The 26211-nt window shown below is 39.8% G+C and carries 26 protein-coding genes and 1 pseudogene; 16 read left to right on the top strand and 11 right to left on the bottom strand.

Translation table 11 applies throughout. The annotated features are described in order from the left end of the window. Positions 1–3 precede the first annotated feature (3 nt). From BMZ55_RS07395 to BMZ55_RS07385, 3 genes are all read left to right on the top strand, one after another. A complete protein-coding gene (locus tag BMZ55_RS07395) occupies positions 4–657 on the top strand; it encodes a phosphatidylserine decarboxylase family protein (protein WP_089819787.1) in 654 nt (217 codons plus the stop codon). Between the two features lie 90 nt (positions 658–747). After that, positions 748–1305 carry a hypothetical protein gene (locus tag BMZ55_RS07390; RefSeq protein ID WP_089819786.1) on the top strand — a complete coding sequence of 186 codons (558 nt, stop codon included), beginning with the start codon at positions 748–750 and terminating at the stop codon, positions 1303–1305. 10 nt (positions 1306–1315) lie between these two features. Then, on the top strand, positions 1316–3436 hold the full coding sequence (locus tag BMZ55_RS07385) for a cation:proton antiporter (RefSeq protein ID WP_089819926.1): 2121 nt from the start codon (positions 1316–1318) through the stop codon (positions 3434–3436). A 47-nt stretch (positions 3437–3483) separates the two neighbouring features. Here BMZ55_RS07385 and BMZ55_RS07380 read toward each other — a convergent pair whose 3' ends face one another. Both BMZ55_RS07380 and BMZ55_RS07375 read right to left on the bottom strand, forming a co-directional pair. Next, complete coding sequence (locus BMZ55_RS07380) at positions 3484–3801, bottom strand: bacteriophage spanin2 family protein (RefSeq protein WP_143068759.1); 318 nt, start codon at positions 3799–3801, stop codon at positions 3484–3486. Between the two features lie 71 nt (positions 3802–3872). Beyond that, positions 3873–5078: a BaiN/RdsA family NAD(P)/FAD-dependent oxidoreductase gene (locus BMZ55_RS07375; protein WP_089819785.1), complete on the bottom strand. Its 1206-nt coding sequence runs from the start codon at positions 5076–5078 to the stop codon at positions 3873–3875. 219 nt (positions 5079–5297) lie between these two features. On the opposite strand from BMZ55_RS07375, the gene BMZ55_RS07370 reads away from it, so the two are divergent. Together BMZ55_RS07370 and thiL are read left to right on the top strand one after the other, a co-directional pair. Then, the gene (locus BMZ55_RS07370; protein WP_177179793.1) at positions 5298–5837 is read left to right on the top strand and encodes an acyl-CoA thioesterase; all 540 of its coding nucleotides are present in this window, start codon (positions 5298–5300) and stop codon (positions 5835–5837) included. Positions 5838–5873: 36 nt separating this feature from the next. Next, positions 5874–6932, top strand: coding sequence for a thiamine-phosphate kinase (thiL, locus tag BMZ55_RS07365; RefSeq protein ID WP_089819783.1), 1059 nt, complete (start codon positions 5874–5876; stop codon positions 6930–6932). A gap of 76 nt (positions 6933–7008) precedes the next feature. Here thiL and rpmA read toward each other — a convergent pair whose 3' ends face one another. Further along, a complete protein-coding gene (gene rpmA / locus BMZ55_RS07360) occupies positions 7009–7266 on the bottom strand; it encodes a 50S ribosomal protein L27 (RefSeq protein ID WP_039340885.1) in 258 nt (85 codons plus the stop codon). Between the two features lie 29 nt (positions 7267–7295). Next, positions 7296–7706, bottom strand: a pseudogene (gene rplU, locus BMZ55_RS07355) (50S ribosomal protein L21); the annotation flags it as partial. A gap of 194 nt (positions 7707–7900) precedes the next feature. Between rplU and BMZ55_RS07350 the strand changes: the two are divergent. Next, positions 7901–8992 carry an acyltransferase family protein gene (locus BMZ55_RS07350; protein WP_089819781.1) on the top strand — a complete coding sequence of 364 codons (1092 nt, stop codon included), beginning with the start codon at positions 7901–7903 and terminating at the stop codon, positions 8990–8992. Between the two features lie 31 nt (positions 8993–9023). Here BMZ55_RS07350 and BMZ55_RS07345 read toward each other — a convergent pair whose 3' ends face one another. Further along, positions 9024–9266 (bottom strand): hypothetical protein, encoded by a 243-nt coding sequence (locus tag BMZ55_RS07345; protein ID WP_089819780.1) that lies wholly within the window; start codon positions 9264–9266, stop codon positions 9024–9026. A gap of 154 nt (positions 9267–9420) precedes the next feature. On the opposite strand from BMZ55_RS07345, the gene miaE reads away from it, so the two are divergent. The 4 genes from miaE to BMZ55_RS07325 all read left to right on the top strand — a co-directional run bounded on the left by miaE (position 9421) and on the right by BMZ55_RS07325 (position 13153). Then, positions 9421–10002: a MiaE family protein gene (miaE, locus tag BMZ55_RS07340; RefSeq protein WP_089819779.1), complete on the top strand. Its 582-nt coding sequence runs from the start codon at positions 9421–9423 to the stop codon at positions 10000–10002. 71 nt (positions 10003–10073) lie between these two features. After that, on the top strand, positions 10074–10694 hold the full coding sequence (locus tag BMZ55_RS07335) for a DUF502 domain-containing protein (protein ID WP_039340902.1): 621 nt from the start codon (positions 10074–10076) through the stop codon (positions 10692–10694). A gap of 76 nt (positions 10695–10770) precedes the next feature. Beyond that, a complete protein-coding gene (locus BMZ55_RS07330) occupies positions 10771–12147 on the top strand; it encodes a tryptophanase TnaA (protein WP_089819778.1) in 1377 nt (458 codons plus the stop codon). Between the two features lie 127 nt (positions 12148–12274). Then, complete coding sequence (locus BMZ55_RS07325; RefSeq protein ID WP_317041316.1) at positions 12275–13153, top strand: DUF3667 domain-containing protein; 879 nt, start codon at positions 12275–12277, stop codon at positions 13151–13153. 388 nt (positions 13154–13541) lie between these two features. Here BMZ55_RS07325 and BMZ55_RS07320 read toward each other — a convergent pair whose 3' ends face one another. Beyond that, positions 13542–15668, bottom strand: coding sequence for an elongation factor G (locus BMZ55_RS07320; RefSeq protein ID WP_233701918.1), 2127 nt, complete (start codon positions 15666–15668; stop codon positions 13542–13544). A gap of 222 nt (positions 15669–15890) precedes the next feature. Here BMZ55_RS07320 and menD point away from each other — a divergent pair, with 222 nt between their 5' ends. After that, on the top strand, positions 15891–17555 hold the full coding sequence (gene menD, locus BMZ55_RS07315; RefSeq protein ID WP_089819776.1) for a 2-succinyl-5-enolpyruvyl-6-hydroxy-3-cyclohexene-1-carboxylic-acid synthase: 1665 nt from the start codon (positions 15891–15893) through the stop codon (positions 17553–17555). 3 nt (positions 17556–17558) lie between these two features. Here the strand turns inward: menD and BMZ55_RS07310 are convergent, their stop codons facing one another. Continuing rightward, positions 17559–18185 (bottom strand): aminotransferase class IV, encoded by a 627-nt coding sequence (locus BMZ55_RS07310; protein WP_089819775.1) that lies wholly within the window; start codon positions 18183–18185, stop codon positions 17559–17561. Further along, positions 18169–19146, bottom strand: a complete 978-nt coding sequence (locus BMZ55_RS07305; RefSeq protein ID WP_089819774.1) for an aminodeoxychorismate synthase component I — start codon at positions 19144–19146, stop codon at positions 18169–18171. The genes BMZ55_RS07310 and BMZ55_RS07305 overlap by 17 nt, the downstream gene beginning before the upstream one ends. Positions 19147–19202: 56 nt before the next feature. On the opposite strand from BMZ55_RS07305, the gene BMZ55_RS07300 reads away from it, so the two are divergent. The 4 genes from BMZ55_RS07300 to BMZ55_RS07285 all read left to right on the top strand — a co-directional run bounded on the left by BMZ55_RS07300 (position 19203) and on the right by BMZ55_RS07285 (position 22148). Beyond that, positions 19203–19946, top strand: a complete 744-nt coding sequence (locus BMZ55_RS07300; RefSeq protein WP_089819773.1) for a hypothetical protein — start codon at positions 19203–19205, stop codon at positions 19944–19946. Between the two features lie 45 nt (positions 19947–19991). Beyond that, positions 19992–20723 (top strand): beta-carotene 15,15'-monooxygenase, encoded by a 732-nt coding sequence (locus BMZ55_RS07295; protein ID WP_089819772.1) that lies wholly within the window; start codon positions 19992–19994, stop codon positions 20721–20723. A gap of 77 nt (positions 20724–20800) precedes the next feature. Next, positions 20801–21883: an AI-2E family transporter gene (locus BMZ55_RS07290; RefSeq protein WP_089819771.1), complete on the top strand. Its 1083-nt coding sequence runs from the start codon at positions 20801–20803 to the stop codon at positions 21881–21883. A gap of 1 nt (position 21884) precedes the next feature. Beyond that, positions 21885–22148 (top strand): DUF3820 family protein, encoded by a 264-nt coding sequence (locus BMZ55_RS07285; protein WP_089819770.1) that lies wholly within the window; start codon positions 21885–21887, stop codon positions 22146–22148. A 129-nt stretch (positions 22149–22277) separates the two neighbouring features. Here the strand turns inward: BMZ55_RS07285 and uvrB are convergent, their stop codons facing one another. Next, complete coding sequence (uvrB, locus tag BMZ55_RS07280; RefSeq protein ID WP_089819769.1) at positions 22278–24272, bottom strand: excinuclease ABC subunit UvrB; 1995 nt, start codon at positions 24270–24272, stop codon at positions 22278–22280. Between the two features lie 107 nt (positions 24273–24379). After that, a complete protein-coding gene (locus BMZ55_RS07275) occupies positions 24380–25468 on the bottom strand; it encodes a M56 family metallopeptidase (RefSeq protein ID WP_233701925.1) in 1089 nt (362 codons plus the stop codon). A 46-nt stretch (positions 25469–25514) separates the two neighbouring features. Between BMZ55_RS07275 and BMZ55_RS11460 the strand changes: the two genes are divergently transcribed. Further along, positions 25515–25715, top strand: a complete 201-nt coding sequence (locus tag BMZ55_RS11460; protein ID WP_233701926.1) for a hypothetical protein — start codon at positions 25515–25517, stop codon at positions 25713–25715. Between the two features lie 55 nt (positions 25716–25770). Here BMZ55_RS11460 and BMZ55_RS07270 read toward each other — a convergent pair whose 3' ends face one another. Next, a complete protein-coding gene (locus BMZ55_RS07270; protein WP_089819767.1) occupies positions 25771–26139 on the bottom strand; it encodes a BlaI/MecI/CopY family transcriptional regulator in 369 nt (122 codons plus the stop codon). Positions 26140–26211 lie beyond the last annotated feature (72 nt).

Below are 26211 nucleotides of genomic sequence, written 5' to 3'. Positions count from 1 at the left end.
GTTATGAAACTTCATAAAGAATCCAAAGGTACGCTGATAGTCGCGGGCATTGCCTTCACTGTAATCAGTATATTATCGGTTTATTTTTTGGAAATGTGGGGACTGGCTGTGGTTCTGCCGCTGCTCATCATTTATGGGTTAATTTTCTGGTTTTTCCGAGTTCCCAATCGCGATATTTTAAATCATAAAGAAAACGTAATCGCGCCGGTGGACGGTAAAGTGGTGATGATTAAACACGTTGAAGAAACCGAATTTATTCAGGGAAAAGCCATACAGGTTTCTATTTTTATGTCGCCGCTTAATGTTCACATTTGCCGTTATCCGGTGTCGGGCGACGTTATTTATAAAAAATACCATCCCGGAAAATATTTGGTCGCGTGGCACGAAAAATCGTCCACGGAAAATGAAAGAACTACGATTGCGGTACAAAGTTTAACCAATCATATTGTGGTGTTCCGCCAGATTGCGGGCTATGTGGCGCGCCGCATTGTTTTTAACTGTAATGAAGGTGATACTGCGAAAGCCGGGCACGAATTCGGTTTTATAAAATTCGGTTCCAGAATGGATGTTTTTTTACCTTTAGATGCAGAAATTACCTGCAAAATAGGCCAAAAAACCAAAGGTGGAATTGATACCATTGCGAAAATGAACGCTTAAAATATTTCAAAAATAGCAGCTGAAAAATTCCGGGATTTTTAATTCCGGATTTATTTTTATAATTTTAGAAAACTTTAAAAACACTTTCAGATGAAATTTTCCCTGCTATTTCTGCTTTTTTTTGGGTTTTCCCTAAGTTCCTGCGACGATTCTAAAAAAGAAAATCAGCTGAAAGAGCGCGAAAAAAATCTCCTGCTGCGCGAAACGGAATTTGCTGTAAAAAAGCAGGATTACGAAATTTTACTGGCATTGCGCGACAGCTTAGAAAACGCTGAAAACACGGCTGATACTATAGCGGCTACTTTATTACCGCAAAATATTCTCGGAAAATGGAACGGAAAAATGGTATGCACAGAATCCAGTTGTGCGGAACACGTCATTGGTGACCAACGTAATGATACGTGGATAATCTCAGCGCAGCAGGTAATCATCATTAATAAAAGTGGTAGTGAGCATATCTACACTGCGAAATTTACCGGCTCGGAAATAAAGATGAGTTCCCTCAACAACACTACCAGTCCTAACAAATCCGAAATCACCTTGCAGGTTCCGGCTGAAATTACCGACCGCATTAAAGGAAACCGCGAGCTCACAGGTAAAGACTGCGTTTCGAAATTTTCTGTTGAACTGGAAAAAATCAAAAACTAAGATGTTTATAATGTTAACAGTCTCGCAGTTTGATCTTCCGCTGGAAGATCCTGTACTGAAGTTTTTGGTGGTTTTAATTATTATTCTTTCCGCGCCGCTTCTTCTCAATAAAATTAAAGTTCCGCATCTTCTGGGTTTAATTATCGCCGGCGCCGCAGTTGGACCGAACGGTTTTAATGTACTTACGCGCGACAGCAGCATTGTGGTTACAGGCACCACGGGATTGCTTTATATCATGTTTTTGGCCGGGCTGGAAATAGACATGGCTGAATTCAAAAAAAACAAGTGGAAAAGTATGGGTTTTGGTGCTTATACTTTTGTAATTCCGTTTATAATGGGTATTGTGGCTGCCCACTATATCTTAGATTTTAACTGGCTGACTTCATTTTTGTTTGCGAGTTTATTTTCTTCGCACACTTTAATTTCCTACCCACTTGTTAGCAAATTGGGTGTCGTAAAAAATCGCGCGGTAAATATTACAGTTGGCGGAACCGTGATCACCGACATTGCCGCGCTTCTTGTTTTAGCAGTTGTCGTTGGGATGACTACCGGGCAGGTAAATGCAGCTTTCTGGACAAAACTTTCAGTCGGAATTATACTTTTCGCAGTCGCTGTTTTAGTCGGATTTCCTATTATAGCGCGCTGGTTTTTCAAGAAAGTCAGCGACAAGATTTCGCAATATATTTTCGTGCTTGTCATGATTTACTTCGCGGCGCTATTAGCAGAGCTCGCGGGTATTGAAGCCATTATTGGTGCTTTCCTCGCAGGTTTGGCGCTGAATAAATTAATTCCGCATACTTCATCTTTAATGAACCGTGTGGAATTTGTGGGGAACGCGATTTTTATTCCTTTCTTTTTGATCAGCGTTGGGATGCTCATCGATTTTACGGTTTTCTTCAAAGATTTTGAAACCATAAAAGTGGCCATTTTAATGATGATCATTTCCATTGGTGGGAAATATCTGGCTTCGGTAGCTACGCAGAAAACCTTTTCCTATTCCAAGGCGGAAGGCGGTATTATTTTCGGTTTAAGCTCGGCTTCAGCGGCGGCAACTTTAGCAACGGTTACGGTTGGTTATAATATTATCATTGGTGAAACGGACCTGGGCGAACCCATCCGTTTGCTTGATGAAAGTATTCTGAACGGAAGTATCCTGCTGATTTTGGTTTCGTGTACAATTTCGTCGTTTGTGACGCAGAAAAATGCTGAAGAAATCGTGCAACAGGACAACGAAGACACGATGGATGAAACCAATCCTGAAACCGAAAATATTTTAATGGCGATCAACGAAATAGAAACGGTAGAACCCATGACCAATCTTGCGTTATTGATCCGTTCCAAAAGCACCGCCGAAAATGTTTTTGCTTTAAATATTATTAACGAAGAAAAAAACGACTCTTCCAAGAAAAACGCCGAAAAAATTCTTGAATTAGCTGTACAGGGCGGTGCCGCAACGGATATTAAAATTACGCCGCTTACGCGCTATGACACCGATGTAATTTCCGGAATTTCAAATGTGATTAAAGAATATGACATTACCGATTTATTGATTGGTATTTCGGGCAAAAAAGGCTTTTCACCGAGTTTTGTATATAATCTGTATAGCGGATATTTGAATAATAAAACCGCAAATGTATTGGTTTATCAGGCGATTCAGCCGGCGTCGACCATCCAGCGGTATTTTGTTATTTTGCCAAAAAATGCCGAAAAAGAGCCGACTTTTTTCCATTCACTATTAAAAGTGTGGAATATTGCTCGAAATTCCGGTTCGAAAATAGATTTCTACGGAACCGATGAAACCATCGCGGTGATTGAAAAAATCCGGCAACGGGCGAACATCGAAGCAAGTTTCATTATTTTCAACAACTGGTTTGAAATTAAAAAGGTTTTTGAAAAAATGAAACACAACGATGGTTTAATAATGATAATGGCGAAGCGCAATATGGTTTCCTATCTCCCGCAAATGCAACGTTTGCCGGATTACCTCAATGACCATTTCCGCGAACGTAATTTCCTGCTCATTTATCCATCGCTTCCAAAAGCTGAAGATTACCGGAAAGATACTCGGGACATTGCCAACGCGAAGGACTTCGTGGAGATTGGTAAAATAGTTGGCCGGCTTTTCAAATAAAAAAAGGAGCATTTTTCAATGCTCCTTTTATTTTCTAAAAATTGTGGTTATATCGGCACAAAAACAACGGCAGCAACTGCCGCGGCACCAACAAGAAGCGAAGTCAAAACATCTGTTTTTCGCACGGTGCGAACATCAGATTTGTTGATTACCACATCTTCTCCAGATTTCAGCTTGCCATAAATTTTTTCTTGATCCTGTTTCAGGACTTTTACTTTCCTTGTTCCCTCATTCGCGGTTTGCACCCGGTACGTATTGTAAAGCTCCAAAGAATTGGTTCTCATTGGGTGTTGCGGTGTTACCACCAAGGTTTGACATGACGTTAAAAACGTTAGAAATAAAAATATTGGAAGTAATTTTCTCATTTTAAAAATATTTTTTGCAAATCTAAGAAATAAAAATCTTACCAAAAATGCAACATTATGTTAAATTTGTATTAAAGATTTAAAGCCTTGGAAATCAGCCAACTTTCGCTCCAACACGCCTGAAAATTGAAGCCGCCTGTTACTGCATCAATATTTAAAACCTCACCGGCGATAAAAAAATTGGGAAGAATTTTAGATTCCATTGTTTTGAAGTTGATTTCTTTCAGCTGCACGCCGCCCGCGGCGACAAATTCATCCTTATAAGTTGACTTTCCGGTAACCTGCATTTTGTTCTCACAGAGATTTTCTAAAATTTTTGCCAGTTCAGCCGCGGAAATTTGGGAAATATTTTTATTCAAATCAATTTTTGAAAGCCACAAAATGCGGTGGAAGAAGCGGGTGGTGATGTCGAAAATTTTCGAGCTTCCGATGTTCTTTTTTGGATTTTCTTTTTTGAAGTTGACGATGATTTCTTCCGCTGTTTCCTTTTCAAGACCTAAAAAATTCACCACGATTTCAAATTTATATTTCAAATCTGCTAATTCGCGCGCCTTCCACGCGGAAATTTTCAAAATCGCCGGACCGGAAAGTCCCCAGTGTGTAATCAGCATCGGACCAGATTCTTCCATTTTCAGCTGCGGAATCGACACTTCGGCATTTGCGAAACTGGTTCCCATCAAATCCTTTAAAGTTTCATTTTTGATGTTGAACGTGAAAAGCGACGGTACCAAATCCACGATTTTATGACCGAGATTTTGAAGTAATTTTAAAGATTTTGGAGAACTTCCGGTGGTAAAAATCACGTAATCAGCGGCATATTTTTCTGTGTTTGTCGTTACCAAATATTGGTTTTCATCTTTTTCGATGTCGAGGACAACGGATTTGGTACGTACTTCAAAACCTTTTTTCTGAACTTCGTTCACCATTGCATTAATAACAGTTTGCGAAGAATTGCTTTCCGGAAAAATACGGTTATCAGCTTCGATTTTTAAGGGAACATTTCGGTTTTCAAACCATTCCATAGTGTCGCCAGGTTGAAATTTATGAAAAACGCTGAGCAATTCTTTATTTCCGCGCGGATAAAAATTAACCAATTCGCGCGGATCGAAGCGGGCGTGCGCAACATTGCAGCGGCCGCCACCCGAAATTTTCACCTTTTGCAAAACATCAGAATTCTGTTCTAAAATGGTTACTTTAAATTTGGTTTCATCGAGGTTTGCCGCACAGAAAAATCCTGCTGCGCCACCGCCGATAATGATGATTTGCTTTTTTTCCATAAAATAACCGTTAGAATCTGAAAGCCTGAAATAAAAATTCGGCCTTATTTGGTGCAAAAATACCATTTTTCTAACCCATCATTATTGCTTAATTTTGGGAATTATAAAATAACCGGGTTTCGATACGCAGCCCGCGCCCCGGCTTGAGTGGAGCTCTCCGCCGCGGCGGAAGACGGAACGGAAGACGGAACGAGGCGCCCAAAAAAAATTCATAAAAATATGTCTGATTTTCATTATAAATTTGAGGTTCGCTGGAGCGACATCGACGCAAATAAGCATCTCGCCAATTCTTCTTACGTAGAATATTGCGCGCAAACGCGTATGGCTTTTATGCGCACGCACAAAATGGGCCTTAAAGAGCTGAGTTACTGGGGAATCGGTCCGGTAATTCTGCATGAACGGTATTCGTTTTTCAAAGAAATTTATGCGGATCAAACGGTTTTTGTAACCGCAGAAATTTCCGGCATGTCGGAAGATGCAAGCATTTACCAGTTTGTACATAAATTTTATCTGCCAGACGGCACGCATTGCGCCACCGCGGAAGCCACCGGCGTTTGGATCGACACGATGCTGAGAAAATCTACCACACCGCCGGATGATATCCTGGAAGTTCTGGAAGAATTTAAAAGCGAAAATGTAACCATGCTTACGAGTGCAGATTTGAAAAGTTTGCCGTTTAAACCGGAAAATATTGAGCCTTTTCATAAGCACGGAACTTTTACCTGGAAAAAGAAAAATGACGAAAAAACACCCGAATAGCGGCCAATTTTTCTGAAAATAAAAATAAAAAAAATTATGCTGGAAGATAAAAATCTGGATCTTACGCCAATTTCCGCTTATGGAGAATTTGGACTGATCAAACACCTCACAGAAAACTTTAGTTTTAAAAATACATCCACTGAAATTTCTATCGGTGATGACGCTGCGGTGATTAATCCGGAAAACCAAAAAGTGGTTTTGACCACGGATATTTTAGCGGAAGGTGTACATTTTAATCTCGGTTATGTGCCGCTGAAACATTTAGGTTATAAAGCCGTCGTGGTGAACCTCAGCGATATTGCAGCGATGAACGCAAAACCGACACAGATTTTGGTCGCAATTGCAGCTTCAAACCGTTTTCCGGTGGAAGCTTTGGAGGAAATCTACGCCGGAATTTCGCTGGCGTGTAAACATTATAATGTAGATTTAGTTGGTGGCGACACCACAAGTTCAACTTCAGGTTTAATTATCAATATTACGGCTGTTGGTCTGGAAGTTTCTGAAAAAATAGTAACCCGAAGTGGCGCAAAAGTTAATGATTTGCTGGTTGTCACCGGCGATTTGGGCGGCGCATACATGGGCTTGCAGATTTTGGAACGTGAACATTCGGTGTTTTTAGCAAATCCGAATATGCAGCCGGAAATGGAAGGTTACGATTATATTCTGGAAAGACAGCTGAAGCCTGAAGCGCGGACTGACATTAAAAAAAATTTGGAAGAGCTAGACATTAAGCCGACTTCCATGATTGATATTTCAGATGGTTTGTCCTCGGAAACTTTGCATTTATCGGATCAAAGTAAAGTTGGTTTCCGGATTTATGAGGAAAAAGTTCCGATGGATTCTTTGACAATTTCTACGGCGGAAGAATTAAATTTAAATCCCATCATGTGCGCATTAAGCGGCGGTGAAGATTACGAATTGCTTTTCACCATTTCACCGAATGATTTTGAGAAGATCAAAAACCACCCGGATTTCACGGTGATTGGTCACGCGGTAGATTTAGATCAGGGAAATTTCCTGGTGGCGCGCGGAAGTAATGAATTAATTGCGCTAAACGCACAGGGCTGGGATGCTTTCCTTAATCGCGGAAAATAGAAAAAAAGCCCATTTTAGCAGCCAAAAAAATCCCAATCTTGCGATTGGGATTTTTTATATTTTAAAACACTTTTTGTTAAGCGTTCGGTTCAATAGATACAAATGATCTGTCGTTTGCTTTCTTTCTGAAAACTACTTTACCATCAACTAACGCGTGCAAAGTATGGTCTTTCCCCATTCCTACGTTTTCACCAGGATGGTGTTGTGTACCTCTTTGTCTCACGATAATGTTACCGGCAATAGCTTCCTGACCTCCGAAAATCTTAACACCTAATCTTTTAGAATGCGATTCTCTACCGTTTTTGGAACTACCAACTCCTTTCTTATGTGCCATTTTATTTTAAGGTTTTTGGGTTAAAATTATTCAGCGCTTTCGCTGGTTTGGGTTTCTGTAGCTACAGGCTCTGTTGCTGCTGCTTCTTTTTTGGCTTTCGGTGCAGCTTTTTTCTCTTTTTTGTTGTCATCAAAACCGGTAATACCAGTGATAACGATTTGAGTTAAAGACTGTCTGTGACCGTTTTTCTTCTCGTAGCCTTTTCTTCTTTTTTTCTTGAAAATGATAACTTTATCAGCTTTTACGTGATCAAGAATTTCAGCATCAACAGTGATACCGCTTACAGCTGGGGCGCCGATTGTTGTAGAACCGTTTACAGTTAAAAGAACTTTATCGAAAGAAACTTTTCCTCCTTTATCGCCTTTCAAACGGTTTACAAACAACTTTTGGTCTTGCTCAACTTTGTATTGAAGCCCTGCTATTTCTACAATTGCAAACATTGTTTATAAATTTTGTTAGTTAATTCGAGGTGCAAAAATAAGAAATTATTTCGATTTATCCACAACGCAGCAAAAAATTTCGCAGCAGATTTAATTTCAGGGAGTTGAACGGATTTAATAAAATTGAACTCATTTAAAAAATAACCGGCTAAATAGGCATTTTTTTAAGTATTTTTGATTTTCACTAACCGCTTATGAAAAGAGATCTCTATATTGATTTTGCAAAAGGTTTTGCCACACTTTCCATCATCTTCATCCACACCGTGTTTTGGTCCGGGCAATATTATGTGCCGACTGAAGTTCGCGTGCTGTCTTTGCTCATTGATGTTCCATTATTTTATGCTTTAAGCGGTTTAACCTCCGGCGGAAATGTTGAAAAAACCCTGTATCGCCTGCTTAAACTGCAGATCACCTATATGATTTTCGTGACTTTTCTCTTTTTTCTGGATTATCTCTTTAAAGTTTTCGGATTGAATTTTTTCGGCCTTGATTGGATGAAAAATTTCTATTCAACCTTCGGAACGAAATATGTCCCGAACAATATTTCCACAGTTCCACAATGGCAAAACCTCGGCAACTGGTATCTTCACCAATACACCAATGCGGATACTTTTCCAGTGGTAATGGGAAGTTTTTGGTATCTGAAAGTCTATTTTATTCTGACGGTTTTTGGCGTTTTAATCTTAAGATTTTTTTCAAAACACGTCAATTGGTTTATCGCGATTTGCTTTGCGTTGACGCTGATTTTCAATTTACTGCCCCATTATTATCCGACCGGACAAGTTGGTTACGTAGCATTATACCTCGGAATATTTTTACTGGCAAATCAGCTAAAAGGCAAAAAAATCCCCACGAAATGGATTCCTTTTCTCTACGGAATTTTATTCCTTATTTTAATTCTGCTCTTCTGGAATTTCGGTAAAGATTTGTTTTTAAGAATGAATAAAGCCAAATTTCCACCCAAATTGCTCTATATTTTTTGGTCGGGTTTTTCGCTGCTCACGCTTTTGGTTTTGTACAACCGCCTGAAAATCGAGAAAAACAATTTCATCACCTACATCGGGAAAAATGCCATTTTTTATTATTTCGCGCAGGGCATGAGTTCGTCTTTAATTTATTTCATTGTTGTTCCGCTTCAGGACAAGCTGCCGTGGGGCGCATTTTTACCGATCATGTTTTTGCTGAATATTGGTTTAGCAGTCGCCATCGCGGAAGCATTGAAAAAATTAGACGATTTAGGTTGGAAAATTTTAGAATTTCTGCGTAAAAAAACTGCTTCAGCATAACCGAAGCAGTTTCATATTTAGAGAAAAGAAATTAGTCTCTTTTATTTCCACGCGCAATTACTGCGATTAAGATAATCAGCAATAACGCACCAACTACCCAATAAAGCGGGTTGGTAAACCATTCTTCGGTGCTGGTAGTTTTTGTTGTAGTTACATCCACACCCACGTCAGGCGTATTTGTGGTCGTTTGCGCAAATGCCATCACGCTGAAAAAGAAAGTCAATACGAAAATTCCGAATTTTTCAAATCTGTTTGTTAATGCTGTTGTGTTCATAATTTATTTTTTTAATGTTAATTTCTATTTATTCAACATTTATGCCACCAGAAAACCGATATGGTAAATATACTTAAAATTTTTTACGATATCAAGAACTTTGGCGAACATAATTCGCTGTGCTTTAAATTATTAAATTTGTAAAAAATTCATCATGTTCAAATTAAGATTGCTCACCGATCCGCGCTGGGCAAATATTGCAGAAGGTAACCTGGAAGAAATACTTACCGATCACGCCTGGTGTGAGCAAAAAGCGACTTCCAATGCCATTTCGCTTATTACCATGCTGCCCGAATATCCCGAAATCATTACTGAACTGATAAAAATTGCGCAGGAAGAACTTGAGCATTTTCAAATGGTTCATGAGATCATCAAAAACCGCGGCTACGAATTTGGCCGCGAGCGGAAAGACGATTATGTAGGTCAACTTTTTAAATTCATCCGCCAGGGCGGAACGCGCGATGAGAGAATTATCGACAGAATGCTTTTTGCTGCGATGATTGAAGCACGCAGCTGCGAACGTTTCCGGGTACTGACCGAAAATATTAAAGATGAAGAACTCAAGGTTTTTTATCGTGAACTCATGATTTCTGAAGCCAATCATTACACCACTTTCATTGGTTTTGCCCGAAAACTTGGAGATCCCGAAACGGTGAACAAACGCTGGGAAGAATGGCTGGATTATGAAGCTGAAATCATAAAATCGTACGGAAAAAAAGAAAGCATCCACGGCTAAAATTTCCCATTAAAAAAGCTAAATTTTGCCTATTTTTACCGGTAGAATTTTAGTATTTCCTACGAAAGCAGATGAACAAACAGAAAATCGAAAACATCCTCAATGTCCTGGCAAAATCGTTTTTCCAGGGTTTGCTTATCATCGGACCTTTCGCGCTCACCGTGTGGATAATCTGGTACGTAGTTTCCAGCATCGATAATATTGTACCGGCACTTTCCGAGCAGGTTTACCCGGGAATTACCTTTCTGATCGTTATCTGTACCATCACTTTGGTGGGTTTTGTGGGGAATAAATTTATAATCGGCCGCGTCATCGTCGACAGTTTCGATTATTTGCTGGAACATACACCCGGAATCAAATTTATTTATACCTCGCTGAAAGATGTTATGACGTCTTTCGTAGGCGACAAAAAGAAATTCAACGTCCCGGTTCTCATTAAAACTTCAGATAACCCCGATGTTTGGCGAATTGGTTTTCTTACCCAAAGCGATCTTTCTTCCGTCGGTTTTCCGGATTATGTTTCGGTTTATTTGCCGCATTCTTACGCCGTTTCCGGTTGGGTAGTTTTCGTACTTGCTACCAATATTGTGACTTTAGAAAACGTAAGCGCGGCACAGGCCATGAAATTTGCGGTGAGCGGCGGCGTTGCAGGTTTCCATTCAGATGACAATGTTTTTAAGGCACCGGAGTGAAAATTTAATAATTAAAAATGAATGATGAATTTTCATCACAAACCTACTTTTAATTATTACTCTTTAATTTATCATAATGAAATTACCTTACGCAGAACCGTTCAGAATAAAAATGGTGGAAGAAATTCACCAATCCACCCGTGCAGAAAGAGAAAATTGGCTGAAAAATGCCAACTACAATTTATTTAATTTAAAATCCTCCCAGGTTTTCATCGATCTTTTAACCGATTCCGGCACCGGCGCCATGAGCGACCAGCAATGGGGCGCTTTGATGACCGGCGACGAGAGTTATGCAGGTTCCAGAAGTTTCGAAAAATTGCACGAAACAGTGCGGAATATTTCCGGTTACCAATATCTTTTGCCAACACATCAGGGGCGCGCTGCGGAAAATGTGCTCTTTTCAGTTTTGGTTAAGGACGGCGATGTGATTCCTGGAAATTCGCATTTTGATACTACAAAAGGTCACATTGAAATTCGGAAAGCCCACGCCATCGACTGTACCATTGATGAAGCTTTTGACATCAATGATCCGCACCTTTTCAAAGGAAACATCGACTTAAAGAAGCTGGAAGAAGTTTACAAAGCGCACCCGAAAGAAAAAATTCCGTTTTGCTTAATCACCATTACCTGCAATTCCTCCGGCGGACAACCGGTTTCGCTTGAAAATATGAAAGCAGTAAAAGAACTTTCTGACCGTTACGGAATTCCCATTTATTTTGATTCTGCGCGTTTTGCAGAAAATGCTTATTTCATAAAAACACGCGAAAAAGGCCAGGAAAACCGCACCATTAAAGAAATCGCGAAAGAAGCTTTTTCCTATGGAGTTGGAATGACGATGAGTTCCAAAAAAGATGGTTTGGTGAATATCGGCGGATTTATTGCGCTGAACGATGCAGAAATTTTTAAAAAAGCTTCCAATTTCACCATTATTTTCGAAGGTTTCATTACTTACGGCGGCATGGCGGGCCGCGATATGGCTGCGCTGGCGGTCGGTTTAGATGAAGCTACTGAATTCGAATACCTTGAAAGCCGGATTTCCCAAGTGGAATATTTGGGAAATAAATTAATTGATTATGGAATTCCGGTGCAGAAACCAATTGGTGGTCACGCGGTTTTCATAGATTCTTTGGGCTTTTTGCCGAATATTTCACGCGAAGAATTTCCGGCGCAGACTTTAGCGAATGAAATTTACAAGGAAGCCGGAATCCGCACGGTGGAAATCGGGACTTTGCTTGCAGACCGAGATCCGGAGACGCGCGAAAACCGGAATCCGAAACTGGAACTGGTGCGACTTGCAATTCCGCGCCGTACATACACCAACAATCACATGGATTATATCGCGGCAGCGATTAAAAATGTTTACGACCGTCGGGACGAAATTACAAAAGGTTATAAAATCGTTTGGGAATCGGAAATTTTACGACATTTTACCGTTCAGCTGGAAGAAGCTTAAAACTTCTAATTAAAGACAATTCGCTTAAAACTAAAAAATCGTTTCATTTGGAGCGGTTTTTTGTAGATATCGAAATACTTTTCACTGCAAACGTATTATTTTTTATTTTTGAGTAAAATTATACGTCATGAGCCACGGAAAACTTCGGGAAGAAAAAAACTGCCTGAATTGCGGTTTTATTGTTGAAGAAAAATTTTGTCCGAACTGTGGCCAGGAAAACACCGAAACGCGGAGACCGTTTCATTATCTTTTCACGCATTTCATCGAAGACTTTACGCATTACGACGGCCAGTTTTGGGGAACTATAAAAAATTTGCTCTTCAAGCCGGGAAAATTAACACAAACTTATCTGGAAGGGAAAAGACAGCGTTACGTACCGCCCGTAAAATTATATATTTTCATCAGCTTTATTACCTTTTTTTTATTTTCAATATTTCCGCCTTTTAATATGGATTTTAATGGCGGCAAAGAGTCGCAAAAATTAAAACAAACCAAAGTCCTTTCAGACATTAGTACGGCGGCGTTACAGCAGAAAATCGACAGCATAAAAGCGCAACCGAATCTTACAGCAGAAGATTCAGCAGCTTTGCAGAAAGTAACCGCGGTAATGATCGATTCCGCGTCGCTGGGAAATTTCGCGACGAGTTTTGATATGGATAAATCCGTAGATAAAGACACCAAGTTTCTGGGTTATACTACAGAAAAGGCTTACGATTCTGCATTGGTGAAAAATCCCGGAGCTTTTGATTTTATCGAAAAACCTATCGCACACAAATTTTTTGAACTCAAAGAAAAAGGCATAAAAAAAGGTGATATTTTACGGAATTTCGCATTGACCTCTTTTCATAATCTGCCGAAAGCGCTTTTTATTTATTTGCCATTATTTGCCTTTTTTTATGGATTTTCCATAACAAGAAAAGGTGGTGGTATTTCGATCACGGCGTTTTCACACTGCATTATTTCGCTTTTCTTTGCTGAATATCTTGCTTCTTTATCTGCTTTATAAAGTCAGCACAATGATCAGCTCCTCGTTTGTGAACTTTCTAATTTATTTGCTCATCACGGCGCTTCTGCTTTATAACGTGGTTTACTTCTTTCTGGCGCACCAGCGGGTTTACAGGACCAAAGGAATTTCTTCGCGTTTTTATTTTTGCTTTTGGGACTTGGCGTCACCAGCTTTTTGATGATTCATTAAATATTTCACCTGTTAAAAGAAGGAAAAAGTGAAATTCTAACCCCGATGGAAGTGGAAATCCTTTTTTGCCGCCCGCTGCGCGGGCGGCAAAAAAGATTGCAGCGGACAGCGGGTACCAGCCTTCGGGCACATGGAAAATCTTGTCGTTTCCTAAAAAAATATCCGCCTAAAGGACGGATATTTTTCATTTTACTGAAATTTAAGCTTCCTGCAACGGCGCTTGATTTCGCACCACTTCCTGCTGTACATTCATCGGAACTAGCTGGTATTCGGCAAATTTCATGGTGAATTTTGCACGACCGCCCGTTATTGACCTCAGCGTTGAACCGTAGTCATCAAGCTCCGCGAGGGGAACGTGCGCCAAGATTTTCTGGTAATGTTTTTCGGAATCCATACCCGAAATGATAGCGCGGCGCGTTTGCAAATCGCCCATTACATCGCCGGTATCTTCGTCCGGACATAAAATTTCCACTGCATAAACCGGCTCTAAAAGCTGCGGATTTGCGCGGTGAAAAGCGTCGCGAAAGGCGCCCGCCGCGGCGAGCTGGAAGGAAATATCGTTGGAATCGACGCTGTGCATTTTACCGTCGTAAACGGTTACGCGGACGTTTTGGCAGCGCGAACCGGTCAGGGGCCCGGATTCCATCTGCTGCATAATGCCTTTTTTTATAGCGCCGATGTAGCGGTTGTCTATCGCGCCGCCCACGATGCACCAGTAAAAAGCAAGTTTTCCGCCCCACGGCAGTTCTTCGATGTCTTTCTGACGTATGTTTACACCCGTTGGTTCTTCCATACCGTCGTAATAATTTTCGAGTTTTAAATGTATTTCTGCAAACTGCCCCGCGCCGCCGGATTGTTTTTTGTGGCGGTAATCGGCATCCGCTTTTCCGGTAATGGTTTCGCGGTACGGGATTTTCGGTGCTGCAAACCTCATTTTTACACCAAATTCTTTTTCCAACCGCTGTGTCACGAGATCAAGATGCAACTGTCCCTGACCGTGCAGAATGGTTTGCCTAAGTTCCGTAGATTGTTCTACCACCAAAGTTGGATCGGAATCCTGAATTTTGTGCAGTGCGGTGACCAATTTTTCCATGTCCGAGGAAACATCGGTAAAAATTGCTTTGCGAATTCTGCTTTCCGGGAATTCCATCGGACGGATTTTGCGATTAAGACCTTTTGAGTTTAAAGTGTGATTTGAACGCGCATATTTGAGTTTTACGGTAACACCTAAATCGCCGGCAACCAGCTCATCTACCGTAATGCGGTCTTTTCCTTCAGCTAAAAACACCTGTGAAATGCGCTCAATTTCTCCATTTTCCGCATTTACAAGTTCATCTCCCGGTTTTAGTTTTCCGCTTAAAACTTTAAAGTAAGAAACCATCCCCACTTGCGGTTCGGATGTGGTTTTATAAATAAATATCGTGGTTTTATCGTCGGGATCGTAAGAAATTTCATCACCATTTTCAAGTTTTCTTGCTGGTCTTTCCGCGGGTGACGGTGCGATATCATCAATAAATCCCATCAAACGGCCGCTTCCCATATCTTTTAAGCCGCTAGTAATGAAAACCGGAAAAAACTGCTGTTTAGCCAGCGCGAGTGTAATTCCCTGTCCGAGTTCTTCTTCAGACAAATTTCCTTCTTCGAAATATTTTTCCATCAAGCCGTCTTCATTTTCGGCGGCGATTTCCACCAAAGCGTTGTGCATTGCGTTGGCTCTTTCCAATTCGCTTTCAGGAATGGGTTTTTTCTCGGGTTTACCGCCGTCCGCCGGAAATACGTACATCACCATCCGCAACGCATCGATAATTGAATTAAAATTTGCGCCGGAATTATACGGAAACTGCAGTGGAAGCAACTTCGGCCCAAATCTTTCCCTCGCCTGTTCCAGAGTTTTTTCGAAATCAGCTTTCGGATGGTCCATCTGGTTGATGACAAAAATGGCTGGTGTTCTATATTTTTCAACATATTCCCAAACCAGCTCGGTTCCTACTTCCACACCGTTTGCGGCATTCAGCACGATGATGGCGGTATCAGCGACTTTTAAAGAGGAAACCACTTCGCCAATAAAATCATCAAATCCCGGCGTATCAATCATATTAATCCTGTTGTTGCGCCAGTTTACAAACATCTGGTGCGAAAAAATGGTTTTTCCTTTCTCATGTTCCAGGTCGGTATAATCGCTCACCATGTTGCGTAAATTTACGCTGCCACGGCGCTTAATCGCCCCGCCTTCGTACATCATCGTTTCTATGAGCGTAGTTTTGCCGCTGTCAGAATGGCCCAGCAAGACTACATTTCTTAGGTTTTTGGTATTAGCACTCATCATATTTTGGTTTAATAATTTAATGGAAATGCTAAAAAGGAAATGATCGGCATTTGATTTTTAGGTAGTTAAAGTTACGAAAGATTTAAATCAAGCGCTGAAAAAGCAGCATTTTAAAAAATGATATTTATTACCTTAAAAGCAGCATATTTTTTAGAAAGCGGAAAATTTCTTCCTTAAATTTCAACTTTATTATCATTAAATTTGCGGGAAGCAATACAGACTATGAAGCAATTCTCCGGCAAACGCAGCATTCAGATTTTAGGATATCTTTTAAAAGAATACGGCATTTTTGATGTTGTGATTTCTCCGGGATCCCGAAACGCGCCGCTGGCGATTCATTTCTCGGAAATGGATGAACTAAATTGCTACAGCATTGTTGATGAACGAAGCGCAGGTTTCGTGGCGCTCGGAATGGCCCAGAGTCTTAAAAAACCGGTTGCTGTAACTTCCACCAGCGGTTCAGCGGCAGCGAATTATTATCCAGCCGTAACCGAAGCTTTTTTCCAGAATACACCGATTTTAATTCTAACCGCAGACCGGCCGACCGATTATGTGGATTTGTTCGATGGACAAACCATTCGCCAAAAAGACCTTTATCACCAGCATTCTTACGGTGATTTTCAGCTTTTGGAAGATGAGAAAGAAGATGCTGATGAAGAAAATTTCAACATCATTAAAAAAGCAATTGAAACCTGTTTTGAGCGCCAGGGACCGGTTCATATTAATATTCCGTTGGCTGAGCCGCTTTACGAACTGGTTTCAGAATTGCCGAAGCTTCCGCCGGTGGAAAAAACCATCCGGAAACCACAGTTTGAATTTACACCAAATTTCCCTGCAGACTGGAATACCGCAAAACGGATTATGATTTTGGTTGGTACGCGCGATCACAGCGAAGAGCTTGAAATGCAGTTATCGCAACTGGTGAAAAATCATAGCGTTGTTGTTTTAAAAGAAGCCAACTCGAACTTGCGTCAGGAGAAATTTTTTGGGCATATAGACCGGTATATTTTCAATTTTACCGATGAAGATTATAAAACTTACGCACCGGATTTGCTGATTACCATTGGTCAAAACGTAGTTTCCAAGAAAGTAAAGCAATTTCTACGCAACGCAAAACCGGAAAACCATTGGCACATCGATGAATTTTGGCATCCAGACACGTTTTTTTCGTTAAGCGAAAAAATAAAAACCACGCCGGAAAAATTCTTTGCTAAAATGCTCAATTTTATCAAATTGGAACCGAGTGCTTATTACAATTTATGGGATGTGCTGCGTGATAAAAAAGATGCAAAACACGCTGAATATTGCCTGACAACGCCATTCTCGGATTTTAAATTTTTTGAAATTTTAGCCGCTAAACTGCCAAAAAATATTAATTTACATATCAGCAATTCTTCTGCGATCCGCTACGCACAACTTTTCGATTTTCCGAACAACAATATTTACTGCAACCGCGGCACCAGCGGCATCGACGGTTCCACTTCTACCGCGATGGGCTACGCGATGAAAAGTCCGGTACAAACGCTTTTAGTCACAGGAGAAATCAGCTTTTTTTACGACATCAATGGTTTGTGGAACAATTATATTCCGCCGTACACCCGAATTATTATTTTCAATAATGGCGGCGGCGACATCTTTAAAATTATTCCGGGACCGAGTTCTACAAATGCGTTAGACGAATTTATCATGACCACGCACCATAAAAATGCGGAACACTTGGCGAAACATTTTGGTTTTGGTTACACCAAAGTTGATGAGGAAGAAACCCTGATTCGCGTTTTGAATAATTTCTTTAAAGCTGATGAAAAACCCAAAATCCTCGAAGTTGATACTTCGGAAATTGAAAATGCAGAAATTTTAAAGGAATATTTTAAGTTTTTAAAATAAATTTTAAAAAGCTTCAGCTCCCGGTTTTTGCGGCAAATTTTTAATTTTAGAAATCGGGTAAATCAGCTGATCATCCAGATTATTCATCGCGTTAATGAGTTGGAAATGGCTGAAATCGTGGATGTTTTGGAGCGTAACTTCTGCTTCCTTAATTTTTTTGGTTTTCAGCAAATGCTGTCTTTGAACGCCGTTCAGCAAAAAACTTTTCGGCGTAAACCAATCTTTGCCTTTTTTGAAAATCAGGTTGGAATAAGACGTGTCCGTAATATGATTATTTTTTACAATGATAATTTCGGCAGCCCGGGAGCGCTGTTTCATGTGTTCCAGCTCGGTTCGGTCTTCGAATTTAAAAGCGTAATCGTAGGAATTATTTTCTACCAGTTCGAAATTTGCTTTTTCCGAAATCGCGTACGGAATCATCTGTGTGCGGAATTTTCCGTCTAAACCGTAGGTCACTTTAAATTTATACAAACCTTCTTCCTGATGATCCAGATTTTTAAAAACCTGGGCTAAATTAAGCGGGTTTTCATGCCCAAAATAAGAGAACGTCTCATTTACGCGGTGCTGATGCAGCTCCAGCATAAAAATCTTTCGGTCGTCTACTTTAATACTTTCAATGAATTGGGACATAAATTTTATTTATCATTTCTTGATATTCGTCGGCAAAATTACTCAAATGTGTGATTCCACCACCGCTTTTAAAATAAAGTTTTTCGCCTTCTTTTTCGATGAAACGAATCATGACACCGGAATCCAGATCTTCGCCATCGAACCAGCCGCAAACGCCAGTGTAGAAGCCACGCTTGTAGTTTTCAGCTTCTAAAATTATTTCTAAAGTTTTTCGTTTTGGTGCACCTAAAATGGAACCTGCGGGCAAAAGTTCACGAAAAATACTGCCAATTTTGCCCCGAAAATTTGGTTTTACCGTGCCCGAAATTTCAGAACTCATGGCGTATAAATTTTTCTGCGCGGTTTTGATCAAATCAATTCTTTGGAATTCATCAACTTTCACGTCATCAGCAACGCGGCTTAAATCGTTCCGAAGCAAATCCACCACCGTGTAATGTTCCGCTTTTTCTTTCGAATTGTTTTTCAAAACCTCAACAGCATTTTCTATTGAAGCATCAATGGTGCCTTTCATGGGGTGCGTGGAAATGCGGTTTTCTTTAATTTCAATAAATGTTTCGGGCGAAAAACACACAAATTGATCTTTATATAAAACCTTGTATTTTGCTTCTGAAAGCTCGAAAATCTGCTTTAAATTCAAGTCGATTTCGATTTCAGTTTTGCAAGTATAGTTTGTAAGATAGGAATTTCCGCGTCGCAAATTACTCTGAACCAAATCAAAACCTTTGTGATAAATTTCCGCAGCTTGCGGGAAAACTTTAAGTTGAAATTTTTTAGCCGTTGTTTGGCCAAATTTTTCGGTTTTAATGCTTTGAAAATCAATTGATAAACCATTTTCCGAAATTTGGTTTTCAGTAAAAATTTCCACTTTTTCCACCAAAAAATCAATCATAAAAAAGAAAGGAACTTTCGAGAACGAAAGCTCGTCCATCACCAAAAAGTTCGGATGGTTATTTTCCAGCATTTGGCAAAATTAGTGTTTTAAAAATTTAATCTTCAGGATTTGCTTATTTTTGCGGCATGGAAAAAAATTACCCGTCGAAAGGCAACCTGAGCGATATTTTGAAAACCGCGTTTGCGTACTGGAACAAAACGTTGCTTTTTCAACTCGTGTACAGTCTTTTGTATTTTTCGCTGCTGTTTATGGGTTATTTTTATCTTTTCAGATATTTTGGACTTTGGGATGCGCTGGCGCCGTACGCAGATTTAATTAAAACCGATATGCCGGCTTTCAACGCGAAAATGCAGGAAGTGGCATTGCTACCGCAAATGCAGGGCTTTGTTTTTGGAATTTTTATTCTACTTGCGCTGCTGAATCCACTGAATGTGGGCTTCTATCAGATTTACCGCAAAATTGACCTGAAACAGCCCGTGGTTATGAACGATCTTTTCGCCGGCTATATGGGTTTTGCTTTTTTTAAATTTTTTGGTTTTTACCTGTTTTGGCTCATTATTTTTTCCTACGCCAATTCATTAATAGTTTTGGGCGTGGTTTGGCTGATTCTCACCGCATTTTCGGTTCCGCTGATGTTTTTTAGCAATATCAATACTTTTGAGGGAATCCGGTTGACATTTAAAGCCTTGAAAAAAGATTTTACCACCGCTTTAATTGCGATAATCGTGGCGATAATTTTCAGTCTTTCCGGACTTTTGCTTTTCGGTTTTGGTTTTTTACTCACTTTTCCGTTTTGGCATGCTGTCATTTATGCATTATACCAACAATTTTTCCGAGAAATTGAACCAAAAAGTGCGAAAAAATTATGAGATGTTTACAAATTATGATAAATTTGAAAAAACATCTAAACAACTATGGAAACTTTTCAGGATTTTAAACAATCAAACGGGCCGGAGCGGTCGGCAGGCGCTATAATCGCGCACGCTTTCGATATTTACAAAGGCATTTTTCTCTATGCCATCGGGGCATTTTTACTCATGTTTTTAATTTCATTTTTAATTCAGCCTATTTCGGGATTTCAGTCCGAAGAATTATTAGAAGAAATTCAAAATTCACCCGAAACGCTGTCTGAAAATATGTGGTCGATTCCCGGCATTCGCACGTATTACGGTTTATCCGGTTTGGTAACTTTGCTTCTTGCACCTTTTTATGTGGGTATAATTTACCTTGCGAATAAATATAATTTGAATGAAAGACTTGATTTTTCTGATATATTTATAGGATTTAAACAGAATTTTCTGAACATTGTGTTGTACACATTAGTAATGAGCATCGCTTTAGGAATTTCATTCGCGATGTGTTTTGTCCCGGGACTTTTCGTTCTTCCTTTCTTTATGTTGGGCTATCCGATTCTGTTATTTGAAAATGCTTCTTTTTCCGACGCGCTGAAAAAATCCTTTAATATTGCCAAAGAAAATTACGGCGTATTTCTCGGAACTTCACTTCTAGGTTTGCTGGTAAGCATTTGCGGCGTTTTCCTATGCGGAATTGGAATTATTTTCACCATGCCTATTTTCCTGGTCGTAATGTATTCGCTCTACGTTGCTTTTTGCGGCAGACCGCGCCCAATTATCACGAAAGATTAAATTATTTTTACATTCTTTTCAGGAATAAATGTACATTTGAAAGCAATGGATTTCCATTGCTTTTTTAATACCAGAAAATGCCAAATAAAAAACACCAAATTAGTGAAATAGTTATCAAGCAGATTTTTTTGCTGCTTGTCATCGTAGTTTTGGCGCTTCTTATTGCGTACAATCTATCGCTGTTTATTCCGTCTTTGCTGGGCGCAATTACCTTGTATGTCATTACACGGAAATACAATCTTTACCTGCAGGAAGAAAAAAACTGGAAACCCTGGGCAGCGTCGTTGCTGATAATTTTGGGCACTTTGGTTATTTTAATTCTGCCCGTATATTTCATTATCGATATGCTGATTGACAAACTCGGAAATGCAACGGCGTACATGGAAAAGTTCAATATTTTTATTGATAAAATCCACGATTATATCTACAGCAAAACACATATTGATGTTTTAAGCGAAGACAATCTTACCAAGCTGAAAGATAATGTTGGAAAATATTCCACCTCGGCGCTGAGCGGAACTTTCAATACGCTAACCGTTTTGGTTTCAATGTATTTTATTCTTTATTTTTTGCTCGAAAAACCCCGACTTTTTGAAAGGCTGATGCGAAGTTCCGCACCGTTGAAAAAATCCAACGTCAATCTTTTGGGCGAAAAAATTCAGAAAATGGTGATGGCAAATGCGATCGGAATTCCGGTTGTCGCCATCGGACAGGGAATTATTGCTATTATTGGCTATTTTATTTTCGGTGCGCCCAGCCCGTTTTTGCTTTTTGCACTAACCTGCGTCGGCGCGATGTTGCCGATTGTCGGGGCGGCTATAGTTTACGTTCCGGTCTGTATTTTTATGATTGCCGAAGGAAACGTTGGTTCAGGCATTGGTTTGGCGCTGTACTGTGTTATCGTTGTGGGACTTACCGACAATTTATTACGCTTTACTTTACTGAAAAAACTGGAAAATATTCACCCTTTAAATACCGTTTTTGGAATTATTTTAGGCTTAAATGTTTTCGGCTTTATGGGCTTGATTTTCGGGCCGATTCTGATTTCCATTACCGTACTTTTAATCCAGGTTTACCGAGACGAGTTTGCGGATGACGACAATGAGCTGATTCTTCCGGAACCGAAAGAAATTGAAGAAAAAATTGACCTCAGCATTTAAGATGATACCAGAATTAAGACCGGAAATTTTAAAGGAAATCTGCGAAACCGAAATGCCTTTTGGCAAATACAAAGGCGTTTTTTTGGTCGATTTACCCGTGAATTATTTGGAATGGTTTCAAAGGCAAGGTATGCCAAGAGGAAAACTGGGCATGCAGCTTTCCACCATTTATGAAATAAAACTCAATGGTTTAATGGATTTGCTGAAACCGCTTCGGCAAAGCACGGCACCGATGAAATCTTCAAAGAAAATTTACAAATTCTAAATAGAAAAAATATCGCCTTAAAAGACGATATTTTTTGTTTTTTAACAAGATCAAAATTAAACCGAAAAGTTCCTGTTCAATTTATTTCCTGCTTCAGAAGCATTTTTTTTCGAAATAGATAATGATTAATTATTCCGTCTTCAGCGCATTAATTTCATCGCGCAGTTTTGCAGCTTTAATGAAATCCAGGTTTCGCGCGGCAGCTTCCATTGCTTTTTGTTTTTCAGCCACTAATTTTTCAATATCTGCATCACCAAAATTTGCCTTTTGTTCGGCAACTTTTTGTAAAATTTCTTTTTGAGTATATTTTGGATCTGGAAAATCTTTGCTGCGGCCCACCAAAACTTCAGATATTTTTTTGTTGAGAGAAGTTGGAACCAAACCGTGTTTCTCGTTGTATTCCATCTGTTTCTGGCGACGGTAATTGGTTTCGTCAATCGTTGCCTGCATCGATTTCGTCATTTTGTCCGCATACATAATCGCACGGCCGTTTAGATTTCGCGCCGCTCTACCAACGGTTTGAATCATCGAACGTCGGGAGCGCAACATCCCTTCTTTATCCGCATCAAGAATCGCGACAAGCGAAACTTCCGGCAAATCCAGACCTTCACGCAGAAGGTTTACACCTACCAAAACATCGAAAAGACCTACGCGCAAATCCTGCATAATCTGGATTCGGTCCAGCGTTTCTACATCGGAGTGAATATATCGGGTTCTAATGCCAAATTTTGTGAAATATTTTGTGAGCTCTTCGGCCATTTTTTTTGTTAATGTCGTCACCAGCGTTCTTTCATCAACCTCAGCTCTTTTCTGGATTTCTTCCATCAAGTCATCGATTTGGTTCAGTGACGGACGGATTTCGATAATCGGGTCGAGTAATCCGGTCGGACGGATCAGCTGCTCAATATATTCACCACCAGATTTTTCAAGCTCATAATCTGCCGGCGTTGCCGAAACATAAATCACCTGGTTTTGAATTCCTTCAAATTCCTCGAATTTTAACGGTCGGTTATCCATCGCTGCCGGAAGTCGGAAGCCGTGTTCCACCAAAACCTCTTTTCGGCTGCGGTCGCCACCATACATTGCGTGAACCTGCGGCACCGTTACGTGACTTTCATCAATCACCATTAAATAATCTTTCGGGAAATAATCGAGCAAGCAGAATGGTCGGGAACCAGGAAGTCTGCCGTCAAAATAGCGTGAATAATTTTCAATTCCGCTGCAGTAACCCAGTTCTTTCATCATTTCCAAATCAAGTTCGGTGCGTTCCTGCAGACGTTTTGCTTCATAAGGTTTTTCGATTTCATTAAAGAAATCAACCTGTTTTACCATATCGTCCTGAATTTCTCGAATCGCGCTCACCTGCGTTTCTTTCGAAGTGACGAAAAGATTCGCCGGATAAATCTGAATTTGGTCAAAATTTGCCATCACGTTTCCGGAAGCTGGATCAAAACTTTGAATGGTTTCAATTTCATCACCGAAAAACTGAAACCTGATCCCGTTATCTGCGTAAGCCGGAAAAACATCTACCACATCGCCAATTACTCGGAACGTCCCACGCTGGAACTCATTTAATGTCCGGGAATACAAAGCATTAACTAGAGAATGAAGCAAGTTGGTTCGCGTAATTTTCTGGTTTTTTTCGATTGAAATCAGAGATTTATGAAACTCTTTCGGGTTTCCGATACCATAAATACACGACACCGAAGCCACGATCAAAACATCACGACGCCCGGAAAGCAAACTTGCCGTCGCGGAAAGTCGAAGTTTTTCCACCTCTTCGTTGATGGATAAATCTTTTTCAATATAAGTGTTGGTTGAAGCGATGAAAGCTTCCGGCTGGTAATAATCGTAATAGGAAACGAAATATTCCACGGCATTATCGGGGAAAAACTCCTTAAATTCCATGAAAAGCTGCGCCGCCAAAGTTTTGTTGTGCGCCAAAACCAAAGTAGGTTTCTGCACATTCTGGATGACATTGGCCACGGTAAAAGTTTTCCCAGAACCTGTGACGCCGAGCAGGGTTTGGTACTTTTCACCGATCTCCAGGCCTTCTGTTAATTTTTTTATTGCAGTCGGCTGATCGCCAGTAGGTTGATATTCTGATTGAAGTTGAAATTGCATTTTGCAAAAATACGGAATTTAAAAGACTGTATTTTATTTGATTAGCGAAAAATTTTGGCGGCAAAACAATCATTTTTTTTCTATTTACTTCTGCTTGGAAATGGAATTTATTTCATGCTTGCAGCGCTTTCAAACTTCATGGTAATCGGCAGTTTCATGGCAGTTTTAACCGGCACACCGTCTTCTGTTGCAGGTATAAATAATTTCCCATTCGTGGCAAATTTTGTTGCACGTTCCGCTTCTCTGTTGAAAGCAAAATTGTCGCCTTCCGCCACAACATTTGTCACTTTCCCCTTTTCATCAATGCTCAGGAAAACAGTTGTTTTCAGTAAACCTTCAATGTTCTTAATGACTGAAGTATCAAAGGTTTGGCCGATAGCCTGGCGCAAAGCGTTGAGACCGCCCGGAAATTGAGGAAGAACTTGTTCAAATTCACTTGGCGGTGGCGGCGGTGGAGGAACCGTCGCGTTGTCTGGTGCTGATACTTTTTTACGGATCGTATCCATTTTTACCGGCGGAAATTCTTCAATTTTCGAAGTTTTTTCCTCGAAAATTTTCACTTCCGGAATGATACTTTTCACCTCCGGAATTGCAATGTCTTTAATTTCAGGAGAAACTTTTTGTTCTGAAACTTTATTTGTCGTTGTTTGGGCATTTATTTTCTTGGTGAAAAATAAAGCTAAAATAGCTAAAACAGGCAAAAATGCCAGTTTTTTCAGGCCCGCGGTTGGGGAATTTTTTGTGGTCATCATAATAAACCGTTTTTTGGTGTTGTTAAAATTGAATTGATGTGAAAGTTCAAACTTTTCTAAACTTCTGATTTCACTTAAAATTAATTTTTGGTAATCTCTGATGTTGAAATTATGCTTTAAAACATATTCATCCGCCAAAAATTCATGATTCGCAATCATCGCTTTTTTGTAGAGGAAAAGCGCCGGATTAAACCAGGAAAAAATCTTTAGAAATTCAAGAAGGAGCAAATCAAAACTGTGTTTCTCCACGACGTGACATTTTTCGTGAAGAAAAATCTGCTCTTCAATTTCACTATTTTTTGACTGCTTTAAGGGCAAAAAAATGGTATTTAAAAAACTGAAGGGTACTTCAATTTTTTCCGAAAGCAGAATATTTTGATTTTTAAAAAGAAGCTTTTCACCCTGGATTCTTTTAATTTTGATGAAGGAATAAATGAATTTCACTAAAAAGAAAACCGACACCACTGCATAAAAAAGGAGCCAATAGTTAATGAAATTTGCTTCCAATAGTTTTGGAGAAGCGGAAATTACAGTTTGGGAGGTTTCGCCAAAAACCAAAATTTTGCTTGTTTTAGCCGGAAAAATTTCCGGAATGCCGATGAACCGAATTGAATACGAAAAAAACAGCGCCGTCAAAAGAAAAAATCTGTTGAACCGTAAAGTGCGTTCCTTTTCCAAAAAAAGAAAGTAAAATCCAATCAGGAATGATGAGCACAGGATTATTTTGACAATAATTGGTATCATAGCTACTTGTTTATTTTGTTATCGATAATGTCACGAAGTTCTTTCAGCTCGCGCTGCGACAGTTTTGTATTTGAGGTAAAAAATGAGGCGAACTGCGAAACTGAACTGTTGAAAAAACGGTCGATCATAGAAGTCATTTCGTGGTTGAAGTAAACTTCCTTGGCGATCTTCGGAAAATATTCGCGGGAATTGCCAAAAGTTTTATAACCCACGAGATTTTTGTTTTGCATCCGCTTTAACAAAGTTGCAATCGTGGTTGAAGCAGGTTTTGGTTCCTTAAAAGCATCTAAAATATCTTTCATAAAAGCGGTTTTACGCTCCCATAAAATTTCCATCACTTCTTTTTCCGCTTCGGTTAATTTGGTTTTCATTTCTACAATTGCATTGTTTATTCTACAAATGTAGAATTAAAATTTTAATACACAAATATTTTTACTAAAAAT

The sequence above is a fragment of the Kaistella treverensis genome (genome assembly GCF_900114045.1).
GTDB classification, from domain to species: domain Bacteria; phylum Bacteroidota; class Bacteroidia; order Flavobacteriales; family Weeksellaceae; genus Kaistella; species Kaistella treverensis.
This window is presented reverse-complemented; position numbering and strand designations above follow the sequence as displayed.